The sequence below is a fragment of the Labrys sp. WJW genome, from assembly GCF_001676615.1.
GTDB lineage: Bacteria > Pseudomonadota > Alphaproteobacteria > Rhizobiales > Labraceae > Labrys > Labrys sedimenti.
In genome coordinates this window covers 86721-100688 of sequence record NZ_LYXZ01000051.1, presented here as the reverse complement: position 1 = coordinate 100688, position 13968 = coordinate 86721, and the positions used below count along the sequence as shown (strand labels likewise).

Annotated in this window: 7 protein-coding genes; 3 read left to right on the top strand and 4 right to left on the bottom strand. The window is 63.7% G+C overall.

What is annotated here, in order from left to right; translation table 11 throughout:
• The first annotated feature begins 127 nt into the window (after nucleotides 1–127).
• Nucleotides 128–1348 (top strand): ROK family protein, encoded by a 1221-nt coding sequence (locus BA190_RS27025; RefSeq protein ID WP_068295360.1) that lies wholly within the window; start codon nucleotides 128–130, stop codon nucleotides 1346–1348.
• Between the two features lie 174 nt (nucleotides 1349–1522).
• On the opposite strand, the gene BA190_RS27020 is transcribed toward BA190_RS27025, so the two are convergent.
• Complete coding sequence (locus tag BA190_RS27020; protein WP_068295357.1) at nucleotides 1523–4324, bottom strand: aminotransferase class I/II-fold pyridoxal phosphate-dependent enzyme; 2802 nt, start codon at nucleotides 4322–4324, stop codon at nucleotides 1523–1525.
• A 387-nt stretch (nucleotides 4325–4711) separates the two neighbouring features.
• Here BA190_RS27020 and BA190_RS27015 point away from each other — a divergent pair, with 387 nt between their 5' ends.
• Nucleotides 4712–5518 (top strand): bifunctional 2-polyprenyl-6-hydroxyphenol methylase/3-demethylubiquinol 3-O-methyltransferase UbiG, encoded by an 807-nt coding sequence (locus tag BA190_RS27015; protein WP_068295355.1) that lies wholly within the window; start codon nucleotides 4712–4714, stop codon nucleotides 5516–5518.
• A gap of 118 nt (nucleotides 5519–5636) precedes the next feature.
• Nucleotides 5637–6317, top strand: coding sequence for a haloacid dehalogenase type II (locus BA190_RS27010; protein ID WP_068295352.1), 681 nt, complete (start codon nucleotides 5637–5639; stop codon nucleotides 6315–6317).
• Here the strand turns inward: BA190_RS27010 and BA190_RS27005 are convergent.
• Genes BA190_RS27005 through BA190_RS26995 form a run of 3 tightly spaced genes read right to left on the bottom strand, consistent with a single transcriptional unit; the run spans nucleotide 6314 to nucleotide 13967 of the window.
• Complete coding sequence (locus BA190_RS27005; protein WP_068295349.1) at nucleotides 6314–9421, bottom strand: efflux RND transporter permease subunit; 3108 nt, start codon at nucleotides 9419–9421, stop codon at nucleotides 6314–6316. The genes BA190_RS27010 and BA190_RS27005 overlap by 4 nt on opposite strands.
• Entirely contained in the window at nucleotides 9418–12606 is a 3189-nt protein-coding gene (locus BA190_RS27000; RefSeq protein WP_068295343.1) for an efflux RND transporter permease subunit, read from the bottom strand. The genes BA190_RS27005 and BA190_RS27000 overlap by 4 nt, the downstream gene beginning before the upstream one ends.
• Nucleotides 12603–13967 carry an efflux RND transporter periplasmic adaptor subunit gene (locus BA190_RS26995; RefSeq protein WP_068295337.1) on the bottom strand — a complete coding sequence of 455 codons (1365 nt, stop codon included), beginning with the start codon at nucleotides 13965–13967 and terminating at the stop codon, nucleotides 12603–12605. Before BA190_RS26995 ends, BA190_RS27000 begins: the two co-directional genes overlap by 4 nt.
• Nucleotide 13968: the final 1 nt, after the last annotated feature.

Here is a 13968-nt window from a genome sequence, read left to right as displayed (position 1 = left end):
GCTTCAGGGGCTCGGCGAAAGGGGCTTTGCGATTCTTGGTGATTCCGCCTAATCGCAAAGCGCTTTAGGGTGAACAACCTATGTTTCTCAAGGTAGGGCCGAAAGCCCTGCCGGTTTTGGTCGCGTCATGAATGAGTCCAACCGGGAAAGACCGGCCCCATCGTCCGCCGGGCGGCGCAGGCAGCGAGGCTATAATGCCTCGCGGGTCGGCGATCTCAATCGCGGCCTGGTGATCGAGGGCATTCGGCAATCGCCCGGAATCGGGCGCACGCATCTCGCTGCCGAAACGGGCCTGACCCCTTCCGCCATCACCCAGATCGTCGCGGCGCTGATGGAAGAAGGACTGGTGGCGGAAGTCGCGGCCGCGCCCGCGGCGGATCGAGCCGGGCGCCCCCGCCTGGGACAGCCCATCCGCGGGTTGCGCCTGATCTCGGGCTACGCCGCCACGATCGGCCTGCATTTCGATCATGAATTTGCCCGCGCCGTGCTCGTCGATGTCGCCGGCAACATCATCGCGCATGAAAAGGAGCAGTTGCGGATCGAGGAACCCGAAGCTTCGACGCATCTGCTCGCCACGCTGTTCTCCCGGCTCGACGCCCATCCCCTGAGGCCGAAGCGCCTGTTGGGCGTCGGCGTTTCCGTCATGGGGCCGGTCGATCACGACAGAGGGGCCGTAGGGCAATCAAGCCAGTACCCCGCCTGGCGCAATTATCCCTTCGAAAAGGCGCTGTCGGACCTGATCGGCCACGATGTCTTCATCGCCATAAACGGAGCCGCGGCCGGCCTGGGGGAATACTGGTTCGGCGGCGGCCATCATCTGCCGAGCTATATCTATGCCTTTGTCGGCTATGGCCTCGGCGGCGCCCTGATCTTCAACCGCCGCGCCGTGCGCGGCTCCTATGGCAATGCCGGCGAGATCGGCCATATCCATACCTATCCCGACGGCGAGATCTGCTATTGCGGCGCCCGCGGCTGCCTGGAAACGGTGGTGTCTCTGCGCGGGTTGGCGCGTTTCCTGGGCAAGCCCACTGTCGAGGCCCTCGATTTCACCGCGCCGGGCTTTTGCGACGATCCCGATCTCGGCCGCTGGGTCGAGCAGGCGGGGACCGATCTCGGCCGCGCGCTAACCAGCGTCTCCAACATCGTCGACATCTCCAGCATCCTGATGAGCGGCCTGCTGCCCGAGCCCGTGCTGGGGCGCCTCGTCGAGCGCACCCGCCGAACCGTTGCGGCCTATCAGATGAATGCACGGCCCAAGCCGATCGTGCTGGAACGGGCACAGGCGCCGAGCGACCTCGTCGCAGCTCTCGGTGCCGCCGCCATGCCGCTCTACGGCAATCTGTTCTGACGCCGCCCATTTTCTTTAGGTCAAGCGTCATTGCGAGCGAAGCGAAGCAATCCAGCTCAGCGCGGCGAGCCCCCCCATGGATTGCTTGGCTTCGCTCGCAATGACGAGTTTCGATCAGCGGGAAGCTTCGAGTCGATGCCGGAAAACCGTGCTTCCCGGCATCGGCGCCGTGCTTCAGTTCTGCATGGCTTCCTGCTGGGCCTGGATCACGGTCGTCTTGGCCAGGGTCCGTTCTTCGGTGCGCGCCAGGGCCTCCTCGCTGAAGATGCGGAAGCCGAGATCGGGGCGATAGCCGTGGATCTCGTGCACGTCGAGGGCCGACATGAATTGCAGGATCTCCATGCTGATCACCTGCCCGGGCACCAGGATGGGGAAGCCGGGTGGGTAGGGGATCACGAACAGGGCGGAGACCAGTTCGCGCCCGGCCTGGATCGCCCGGGAGGCCTCCATCATGTTCACATATTCGCAGTTGCTGTCATCATAGGACAGGAAGAAGGCGCTGCGGATGTCGCCATTGCGGGTTTGCGTATTGCTGGTGAGATTGTCGCCGCGGAAGGCCCGATGGAAACTGGAGAAGTCGGGCAGGGGCGGATGCTCCAGCGTCAGCGACCGTACCTTCTTGGCATGGATGCGCCGCTCGATGCTGCTCATGTCGGCGGCACGGCGGTCGAGGTCCCGGGCGATCTTGACCAGCACCTCGATCAGATAGGCCACCGCCGAGCGTGTCGAACCGATATTGGTCATGAACAACACGGTGTTGCGTGAGGTCTTGTTGATCTGGATGCCGTATTTGTCCATCAGTTCCTTGTTCTTGAAGGTGTCGCCGTCGAGCCCGGTGGCTCCGATCGCCAGCGTCGCCCGGGTCGGGTCGAGCGCGAACTCGTCGGTGCGCCAGGCGAGCTCGAAATTGTTCCAGCCCGTCTCCTCGTTGAAATAGCTCTCGACGCCGGATTCTCGGTGCTGCAGCGGCACGAGGTCCCCGACCGCCAGGAAACGGAAATAGCGCTTGAGCAAAGGATGGGCTTGCACCTGGTCGCGTAGGTTCATCGCCAGTTCGAGCTGGCGCTGCACCAGTTCGTAGCCCTCGAGCTCAACCTGCCGCCGCCCGACATCGAGGGACGCCAGGATCTGGTAGTTGGGCGAGGTCGAGGTGTGGGTCATGTAGGCTTCATGGAAAGCCTCTTCCGCCTTGTCGCGGAAATCCTGGTCCCAGACATGGATCATCGAGCCCTGGCGCAGAGCCGTCAGCGTCTTGTGCGTGGAATGGGTGGCATAGGCCCGTATGCGCACCTTGTCGGGATCCGGGATCAACTGCCGTTCGAGCAGGGCTTCTTCGTCGTCCCAATCGACGCTGGCCGCGAACTCCTCATAGCGCTTGGCATAGGCCGGATTCTTGAACATCTCGGCAAGGCGCGCCGCCGTGGCCATCGCCGTCCTTGGACGGTAGACGGGATGGCAGCGCGCGAAGGCGAACCAGGCCTCGTCCCAGAGGAAGACCAGATCCGGTTTGATCGCCAGGCATTCCAGCATGACGCGCTCGACGTCATAGACGATGCCGTCGAAAGTGCAGTTGGTCAAAAGCACCATGCGGACGCGATCGAGCGTGCCGGCGCGCTTGAAGGTCAGCAACTGCTCCTTGATGTGGCGGATCGGCACCGCGCCATACATCGAATATTGGTCGAGCGGATAGGAATCGAGATAGGCGACCTGCGCTCCCGCCAGCACCAGGCCGTAATGGTGCGATTTGTGGCAGTTGCGATCGACCAGCACGATGTCGTCGGGCCTCACCAGGGCCTGCACCACGATCTTGTTGCAGGTCGAGGTGCCGTTGGTGGCGAAATAGGTGCGGCGGGCGCCGAAGGCACGGGCTGCATGTTCCTGGGCGACTTTCAAGGGCCCGACGGGATCGAGCAGGGAATCCAGGCCGCCTGAGGTCGCCGAGGTCTCGGCCATGAACAGGTTCATGCCGTAGAATTGCGAGAGATCGCCGATCCAGCTCGAATTGAGGATCGCCTTGCCGCGGGCGAGCGGCAGGGCATGGAACACGCCCGTCGGCTGCTTGGCATAGTCGCGCAGGGCATCGAAGAAGGGCGTGTGGTAGCGCTCGCCGACGCCCTGCATGATGGCGCCATAGAGTTCGACATGGTCCTCTTCGCCGAAGAAGATGCGCTTGAACACTTCGCCGGCGGTTGCCGCGATATCCTCCACCTTCATGTCGGTGACGAGATAGAGATCGAGCTCCGGACGCAAGCGCGCGATCTGGCGGCCGAGCAGCGGCCCGCGCTCGAATTCGGGTATGGTCTCGATGCCATCCTGGACGCCGTCGAGGAAGCGGCGCAGCATGTCGTCGCTATAGATCGAGCGGAAGGGAAAGCCGTGGCGGATCACCACCGCCTGCAGATTGAAGTTCACCAGGGTCGCGATCAGGGCGTCTTCGAAACTGGGGACGATCACGATGTCGAAGATGAACTCGTCTTCGGCATGGCGCTTGCGCTGAACGCGCCTGCGTAGCGCTGCCTCCTCGCTCGCCGACATCTCGTCGACGATGAGCACCTCGAAATAGGGGCGCGACAATTGCGCCTGACGTTCGCTTTCGGTCTCGATCTGCGAGGGCAGTTCGCCCTCTCCATCGAGCGAGCTTGCTTCATGCCGATAGGTCCGGGCTACCAGCACGCGATGGATGCGGCGCGCGGTCTGGTGCGCACGTGCCAGTTCTCCCCGTTCGATCCAGCTGCAGAGATCCGCGAAAACCCTGCCGCCCGGAAAGGCCCAATAGCTTTCGATCGGCACCAGGGCGGCGATCAGCTCGTTGATATGGGCAAGCCGGGACTGGCGTTCGGGATGGTCAGGCGGGAGGGCGACCAATCGGCTCAGATCGTCGACAAGGCCGATCCAACTTTCAGAGCGCATTTCCCATACGCTGCGATGACGGCTCAGCGAGTTCTTGCTTTTGTCGAACGAGACCCCGGCACTCATATGTTCCTCCAACGCTTATCGTTATACTTTGTGATTTCTTCCGTGAGAGGTGGTAGCGGACATCACAGGTTGGTTTTTCAGGACTATGCTTTGGACTAGCCCCAGGCACATTCCCTTATGCAAACGCTCCGTCCGTCACGCATCGTCGAAGATACTGATCGGCTCAATGTCGAATCTGTCGGCCAATCCTCCCTGGATCTCTTGATATTGGCAGTCAGATTACAGTCACCGGGGTGTCGCACAAGCGGATTTCAGTGCGTATCCGAGCTATTTCGCAGGAGGTGGCCCGTTATTCATTCATCTTCCGCACAGGCAGGTACCATAGGGATGACGGGAGACCGGCCGGCGCTGGACCATGTGAGAAGAGCAAGGAAAACGGGTGACGCCATGGCATCGACGATTGCGCGAACTGCCGGCAGGGCGCTTTTCGGGGAAAATGCCCTCGCTTATGCCGCGTTCCGCCCTGCCTATCCCGAACGGGTGTTCGATATCCTCAGGACCCGCTGCGGAGCTGGCGAGGGCAAGACGGTTTTCGAGGTCGGGGCAGGAACCGGCCTGGCCACCGCTCCCTTGCTTGCCATGGGTTGCCGGGTGACGGCTGTCGAACCGGATGCGAGGCTGGCAGCCTTTCTCGCCGACAGCCAAGCCGTCCATGCATCGCGGCTGGCCGTGCAGATTGCACCGTTCGAAGAAGCCGTCATGCCGCCCGGCTCCTTCGATCTCGGCATTGCCGCAACCTCCCTGCACTGGATCGACCCCGGCCTCGCCTTGACCAGGGCATTCCGTCTCCTGCGCCCTGGCGGGCACTGGGCGATGTGGTGGAACATCTTCGGGGACCCGGACGAGACCGACACTTTCCAGCGCCGCACACATGGGCTGTTCGAGCGCTTATCGAAAAGTCCCTCGCATGGCGATGGGCCGAAGGGGCATTTCGGCCTCGACACCAAGCGCCGTGTCGTGGAGCTCGAGCAGGCAGGGTTCGGGTCCATCCTAGCCGAGGAAGTGCGCTGGCGTCCCGTTTTGAGCAGGCCGCAAATCCTGGGTCTGACGGCGACCTTTTCTCCCGTCGCCCGCCTGCCCGAAATCGAGCGCAGGGAGTTTCTCGATCGCCTCGGAGCCATCGTCGACGAGGAATTCGGCGGCAGCGTCTCGCGGCATTTCATGACGGCGATCTATACGGCGAGGCGGCCTTGAGAGGCCGGTTGTCCGCCGTCATCATTCAGCGATTGCCGCGCTGCGACGGCAATCTTTATCCGCAGCGGCGCCACGTCGGTACGACCAATATTATGAAAAGGTAACGCGGAGCTTCCCTATGACCACGCCACTTCCTTTTTCAGCCATTTTATTCGATGCTTACGGCACATTGCTCGACCTTTCTTTCATTGCCGAAAAGGCGGATTCGGCTTTTCCAGGGCACGGTGCCCCGCTCTCCACCCTCTGGCGCGACAAGCAGCTCAACTACACGTGGCTGCGTACGATCAGCAGAAATTATGCCGATTTTGCCACGGTCACGGGCGAGGCCCTGGACTATTCGATCGAGCGGCTCGGCCTGACAGCGCCTCGGCAAAAGCGGGATGAATTGCTGGCCGCCTACTGGTCCTTGCCGAGCTTTCCGGAAGTGCCTGCGACCCTGGCGCATCTCAGGCAGAAGGGGGTACGGCTCGGCATCCTCTCGAATGGCACACCGGCCATGCTCGAAGCCGCGATTCAATCATCGGGCCTCGATGGCCTCTTCGACGATGTCCTCAGTGTCGACGCGGCCGGCTGCTACAAGACGGCAAGTGCCGCTTACCAGCTGGGCCCGGACCGCCTGAACCTGGCACCCGAACGCATTCTCTTCGTCTCGTCGAATGGCTGGGATATCTGTGGCGCAACCTGGTTCGGCTATCGTACCTTTTGGGTGAACCGTGCCGGGCACCCTCCTGAAAGACTGGGTGTTTCTCCCGATGGCACGGGAGCAAGCCTGGCGGATCTCATGCCCCTGTTCGTTTAACCCGGATTCGAGGCGGGCCTAGTGTCTCCTGCCGGCCGCTGGGGCTTGACGCTCCAGCGGCGGTGAAGGCGCGACAGCATCAGATAGATCACCGGCGTGGTGTAGAGCGTGAGGATCTGGCTGACGATCAGGCCCCCGACGATGGTGACGCCGAGCGGCCGGCGCAATTCCGTGCCGGGGCCGGTCGCCAGGATCAGGGGCAGGGCGCCCAGAATGGCGGCCAGCGTTGTCATCAGGATCGGCCGGAATCGCACCAGGCAGGCCTCGAAGATAGCCTCCCTGGCGCTGAGATTGCGGTCGCGTTCGGCTTCCAGGGCGAAATCCACCAGCATGATGCCATTCTTCTTGACGATGCCGATCAGCAGGATGATGCCGATGAAGGCGACGATCGTCAGTTCCATATTGGCGAAATGCAGGGCGAGCAGCCCCCCCAAACCGGCTGAAGGCAGGGTCGAGAGAATGGTGAGCGGATGCGCCAGGCTCTCATAGAGAACGCCGAGCACGATATAGACCGCCAGCAAGGCCGCCAGGATCAGCAGGGGCTGGCTTGATCCGGATTGGGCCGCCTGCTTGGCATCACCGGCAAACTCACCCCTGATATCGGCGGGCAGGTGCATGCCGGCGACCGCTGCCTCGATAGCCTCCGATGCATCCTGGATCTTGGTGCCCGGCGTCAGATTGTAGGAGAGGGTAATGGCTGGATATTGTCCCTGGTGATTGACCTGCTGCGGCGCGAGCCCGCGCTCCACGGAGGCGACCGCCGAAAGCGGCACCAGGCCCGACCGGCCGGGTACGTAGAGGCCCGTCATGTCACTGGGATCGCGGCTTTGCTCGGGAGATGCGGCAAGCACCACGCGATATTGGTTCCGCTGGGTGTAGATCGTCGAGATCTGCCGTTGCGAAAATGCGTTGTTGAGGGCGCTATCGATGGAGGTAATAGCCACGCCAAGGCGCGCCGCTGCCTCGCGGTCAATCACAAGTTTTGCTTGCAAGCCATTGCGTTGCCTGTCGGAATTGACATCCGTCAAGCCAGGAACGGTCTTCAGCCTCTCCATCACCTTCGGAGCCCATTCGACCAGAAGGTCGGCATCCCCCGACCACAGCGTATATTGATATTGCGACTGGGACTGGCGCCCGCCGGCAGACACGTCCTGCGGCGAGAACATGAATACGTTCAGGCCGGCGACGGCACGCACGCCCTTGCGCAACTGAGCGATGACCTCCTCGGTGGGCGGGCGCTGGTCCGGGGGCAGCAAGGAAATGCTGAGCTGGCCGGAATTGGTGCCGCCGAAGGGGCTCGAGCCAATGGAGGAACCGACACCGGTGACATAGGGGTTGCGCTGAATGATGGTCGCGACCTCGCGTTGCCAGACCACCACCGCATCGTAGGACGCATCCGAGGAAGCTTGAGAAAAACCTTGAATGAATCCGCCATCATCCTGAGGCACCAGGGATTTCGGCAAGGCATAGTAGAGCCAGCCGGTACCGAAGACCGTAGCGAAGATGACCAGCAGAGTTGGGAAGCCGTGGCTGAGTACGCCGCGCAGGCTGGCGCCGTAGAAGCTCACCACCCGCTGCAGCACGCCCTCGACCACGCGATCGAACATGCCGCGCCCGTCGCCGACACTGTCATGCCCGCGATGGGCCAGGATCATCGGCGTCAGGGTGAGCGAGATCACCGTCGAGGCGATCACCGCAAAAGCCAGCGTCATCGCGAATTCGAACAGGAACTTGCCGGTGATTCCTCCGGCAAAGAGCAAGGGAATGAAGACGGCCAGGAGCGAGAGGCTGATCGACACCACGGTGAAGCCGATCTGCCGGGCGCCCTCGATGGCGGCCTGCAGCGGCGGCAGGCCGGCTTCGCGCTTGGCATGCACATTCTCGACCATGACGATGGCGTCGTCGACGACGAAACCGACCGAGACCACCAGCGCCATCAAGGAAAGATTGTCGATGGAAAAATCGGCAAGCCACATCGCCCCGAAGGTGGCGGCCAGCGACAGGGGCACGGTGACGCCGGCTGCCAGGACCGGCGTGGAGCGGCGGAGAAAGATGAAAACCACCAGCACGACCAGGATGACGGAAGCCATCAGCGTCCATTGCATGTCGTCGACGCTGGCTCGGATCGTGGTGGTCCGGTCGGTCAGGATGTCGATGTCGATACCGGCCGGAATTCGTGTCTTCAAAACCGGCAGTAACGCCTTGATGGCGTTCACGGTATCGATGACGTTGCCGTTGGCCTCCTTGGTGATGTTGAGCAGGATGGCCGGCTTGCCGTTATAGGTCGCGCTGGAGTTGAGATTGCGGACGCCGCGCTCCACCGTCGCGATGTCGCCGAGTCGCACGGCGGTGCCGTTGCCGGCACGGATGATGATGGACGCATAGTCCTCGGGCGCCGACATCTGGCCGCCGGCATCGAGCGCCATGACGATGTCGGGGCCATCCAGGGAGCCGAGGGGACTGATGGCGTTGGCTGCCACGATCGCCTGGCGTACCCCCTCCATCGACAGGCCCATGGCCGCGATGCGATCGGGGTTGAGCGTAACCCGGATCGCCGGCTGATCGGCACCGCTGACGGCGACTTCGCCGACCCCCTCGACCTGGGAGATGCGCTGCACGATCACACTGTCGGCGGCGTCGAACATGTCGCTGGCCCCCACCGTGTCCGAGGTCATCGCCAGGATCAGGATGGGACGGGCATTCGGGTTGAACTTGCGGAAGGAGGGGGCCGTCGACAGGTCCGACGGCAGGTCGGAGGCCGCGGCATTGATGGCTGCCTGCACGTCCTGGGCCGCACTGTCGACATTCCGCGAAATATCGAACTGGATAATGATGAGGGTGGAGCCGAGCGACGAGCGCGAGGTGATCTCAGTCACGCCGGCGATCGAGCCGAGCTTGCGCTCCAGCGGCGCCGCGACGCTGGCAGCCATGGTCGACGGGTCGGCGCCGGGGCGGCTCGCCGTCACCACGATGGTCGGCAGGTCGATGGCAGGCAGGCTCGAAACCGGCAATTGACGATAGGCGGCGAGCCCCACCAGCAGGAGCCCCATCGCCAGCAGGATGGTGCCGATCGGCCTGCGGATGAAGGGCTCCGAGATGCTCATGCCTGTGGCATCGCCTGTGGCTTGCGGGCAAAACGCTCACGCAGTCGCTCGAAGCCGAGATAGATCACTGGCGTGGTGTAGAGCGTCAGCAACTGGCTGAGCAGCAAACCGCCAATGATGGTGATGCCGAGCGGTATGCGCAGTTCCGATCCCATGCCGTGGCCGAGCGCCAGGGGCAGGGCGCCGAACAGGGCCGCCAGGGTGGTCATCATGATGGGGCGGAAACGCAGGGCGGACGCGGTGACGATCGCCTCGTGCGGATCCATGCCCTGCTCGCGCTGCGCCTCGATGGCGAAGTCGATCATCATGATGGCGTTCTTCTTGACGATGCCCATCAGGAGCACGATGCCGATCAGCGCGATGAGCGAAAGCTCGTGGCCGGTATATTCGAGCGCGAGCAGGGCGCCGACGCCGGCCGACGGCAGGGTCGAGAGGATCGTCACCGGATGGATGGCGCTCTCATAGAGGACACCCAGCACGATATAGATGGTGATCACCGCTGCCAGGATCAGCCAGGGCTGGTTGGCGAGCGAGGACGAGAACTCGGCGGCATCGCCGGTGAAACGGGTGGAGATCGATGCCGGCATGCCGATCGCGGTCTGTGCCTTGCGGATCGCCGCAACGGCGTCGCTGAGCGAGGCCCCATGGGCGACATCGAAGCTGATGGTCGCCGAGGGGAACTGATCGTCATGCTCGACCACCAGCGGCGCCGTCTCGTGACGGATGCTGGTGAAGGCGCTGAGGGGAACCTGGTTGTCGGCGGCGCCCGATGCCGTCGGTATGTTGGTCGCCGTGCCGCTGGCGCCGACCGTTCCCGCGGTGGGATTGGTGGTGGTGGCAAGCCCGGAGGTGCTGGCGGAACTGGCGACATAGATCCGGCTGAGCACGCTCGGTCCCACCTGGTCGTCCGGCTCGGCTTCCAGGATGACGCGATACTGGTTGGCCTGGGCATAGATCGTTGCGATCTGGCGCTGGCCGAAAGCGTTGTTCAGGGCGTTGGAGATGTCCTGCATGGAGACGCCGAGACGGGAAGCGGTGTCCCGGTCGACATCCACGAAGAGCCTGGCGCCGCCATTCTGCACTTCCGAGGTGACATCGCGCATTACGCCGGAGCGTTCGAGTTCGTCGGCCAGTTGATCGGCCCAGCGGTCGACGTCGCCCGCATCGGTTCCGGTCAGCGTATATTGGTAAGGCGCGCGGCCGGCGCGGGCGGTGATGCGGATATCCTGCACGCTCTGATAGGTCACGCGCAGGCCCGGCAGCCGGCTGGTCTCGGCCTGCAGGCGCTGGATGATGTCGGTGGCATCCGCCTTGCGCTCGTTGCGCGGCTTGAGCACCAGGGAGAGCGAGCCGGTATTGGAGGTCAGATTGCTCCCGGAGACGCCGATGGTGGCAATGGCGGAAAGGATATCGGGATCCTTGCGGGCAATCTCGGTGATGCTTGCCTGTGCCCTCTTCATGGCATCGAAGGAGGCCGTCGGCTCGGCCTGGATCACGGCCGTGATCAGCCCGGTATCCTGCTGGGGCAGGAAGCCCTTCGGCATGGCGACATAGAGCCAGATCGTGGTCGCCAGCGTTCCGAGCGTCAGGAGCAGCATCAGAAAGCCATGGCGCAATGTCCACACCAGGCTGGCCCGATAGCCGCGGATGACGGTGTCGAAGCCGCGGTCAATCCAATCCAGCACCCCCTTGCGCTCGCCATGGCCCGGTTTGAGCAGGCGCGCGCACATCATCGGCGTCAGGGTCAGCGAGATCACGGCCGAGACCACCACGGCAATGGTCAGGGTCAGGGCGAATTCGCGGAACATACGCCCGACGATGCCCGTCATGAACAGGAGAGGAATGAAGACGGCGATCAGCGACACCGTCAGCGAAATGATGGTGAAGCCGATTTCCTTGGCACCCTTGAGCGCGGCATCGAAGGGTTTCTCTCCCTCCTCGATGTGCCGCACGATGTTCTCGATCATCACGATGGCATCGTCGACCACGAAACCGGCGCCGATGGTGAGCGCCATCAGCGAGAGATTGTCGAGGCTGAAGCCGCAGAACCACATGACGCCGAAGGAGGCGATCAGCGAGAGTGGCAGCGCGACTCCCGCGATGATGGTGGCACGCAGGGTCCTGAGGAAGATGAAGACGACGAGAATCACCAGGCCGACGCTGAGGGCCAGGGTCATCTCCACTTCGTCGATCGAGGCCTGGATGGTCTGCGTGCGATCGTTGACGACCTCGAGCGAAACATCGGCTGGCAGGCTGCGGCGAAGCTCCGGCAGCGCCGCCAGCACGCTCTTGACCGTCGCGATCACATTCGCGCCCGGCTGGCGCATGATGTCGATCACCACGGCCGGCTGGCCGTTGTAATAGGCGCCCACGCGTGCGTTCTCGAGGCCCTCGACCACATTGGCGATGTCCTTGAGACGCACGGGAGCGCTGTTGCGATAGGCGATCACCACGTCGGCAAAGGCATCGGCCGCGCTGATCTGGTCATTGGCCGCGATCGTATAGGACTGGGCCGCCCCGTTGAGCGACCCCTTGGCGCCGGCAACGGTCGAGGTGGTGATGGCAAGCCTGATGTCCTCCAGGCCGAGCCCGTAAGCAGCGGCACGGGCGAGGTTGACCTGCACGCGCAAGGCCGGGCGCACGCCGCCCTGCACGTCGACATGGCCGACGCCGCTGACCTCGGCGAAACGCTGGGCCAGCAGGGTGTCGGCCATGTCGGAGAGGTTCCGGATGGTCTGCGTCTTCGAGCGCAGCGCCAGCGTCAGGATCGGCGTATCGGCCGGGTTCACCTTGGCATAGCTCGGCGGGTAGGGCAGTCCTGAGGGCAGGGTGGAGGCCGAGGCGTTGATGGCCGCCTGCACGTCCTGGGCGGCCCCGTCGATGTCGCGGTCCAGATTGAATTGCAGCGTGATCTGGCTGATGCCGAAGGCCGACGACGACACCATGGTCGCAATCGACGGGATCTGGCCGAGATTGCGCTCCAGGGGGGCCGTCACCAGTTTCGCCATGGTTTCCGGCTCGGCGCCCGGCAACTGGGTGGTGATCTGGATCGTCGGGAAGTCGACCTGGGGCAGGGGCGCGATCGGCAGCGCGAAGTAACCGAGCAGGCCTCCCAGCAGCACGGCGATGCCGAGCAGCGAGGTAGCGATCGGCCGAAGGATGAACGGGGCGGAAACCCCGTTCATGGTGCCGGCGCAGCGCCGCCGCCCTGCTGGCGACGATGCCCTTTGCGTTGCGGTTGGCCTTCGCCTCCTTCCGCCTTGCTGCCGGTCTCCGACTGCGCAGCCGGCGCGCCCAGCCCTTCTTCATCTTCCTCGGCCGGTATGGCGCCCGATTTGGAAACCTCGACCTTGGCGCCGTCGCTCAGCCTGGCAAAGCCGGTGGTGATGATCTTCTCGCCATTTTTCAGGCCACTATCGACGACAACCTCCTGATCGCCCTGCTGGCTGACGGTGACCGGCCGCATCTTGGCGGTGCCGTCGTCGCCGAGCACATAGACGAAGGTGCCGTTGGGGCCACGCTGGATCGCCGCAGTCGGCGCAACGACGACACCTGCCAGTGTCCTCACCTTGAGCTTGGCATTCACGAAGGCTCCCGGCCACAAACCCAGGGCATCGTTGGGAAAGACTGCCTTGAGTTGAATCGTGCCTGTACTGGCATCCACCTCGTTGTTGACGACCTCGAGCTTGCCGGTATCGATCAGGACCTTGTTGTCACCGCGAAGCGCCTCGACCTGCAAAGGCTCCTTGCCGCCGGCCGACGCGATCTCGGCCAGGGCCTGCTGCGGCACCGAGAACAGCACGGCGATGGGCTTGAGCTGGGTCAGCGTGACGAGGCCCGTACTGCCCGAGGCTTGTACGACATTGCCCACGTCAACGCTGCGGATGCCAGCCCGACCGTCGATCGGTGCGGTGATGGTGGTATAGGCCAGGGTCGCCTGGGCGCTGGCTATGGCCGCATCGTCCGATTTGAGCTGGGCCTCATATTGCGCCACGGTGGAGCGCTGCGTATCGGCCGTCTGCCGGGTTACCGAATTGCTGGCGGCCAAGCCGATATAGCGCTGGAGGTCGCGCTTGGCATTGTCGAGCAGGGCCTGGTCCTGGGCCTTCTTGGCAATGGCCTGGTCCAGCGCGGCCTTATAGGTCGAATCGTCGATACGGGCGATCACGTCGCCCTTCTTGACGTCCTGGCCTTCCCGAAACGGCATGTCGACGATCTGTCCGCTCACCTGGGGCGTGATCGTCACGGTATTGTAGGCCTTCACCGTGCCGACGCCGTAGAGATAGACCGGCACATCGGCTGTCTTGGCTTCGGCGATCAGCACCGGCAGGGGCCCGCCGTCGAAGCTGCCGCGCCGGCCTCGCCGGCCGCCGCCCGACCGTGGTGCCACGGGCTTGCCCTGGTCTGCGCTCTCGGCTGGCGGCAGATAGGCCTGCAGCCATGGCGGAGCCGAAGCGCGCCAGCGATCGCGTGTCAGATAGGCCGCTCCAGCTCCGGCAGCCAGCAGAATGGCCAATGTCGCGAGGCTGCGCGAAAGTTTGGGCATT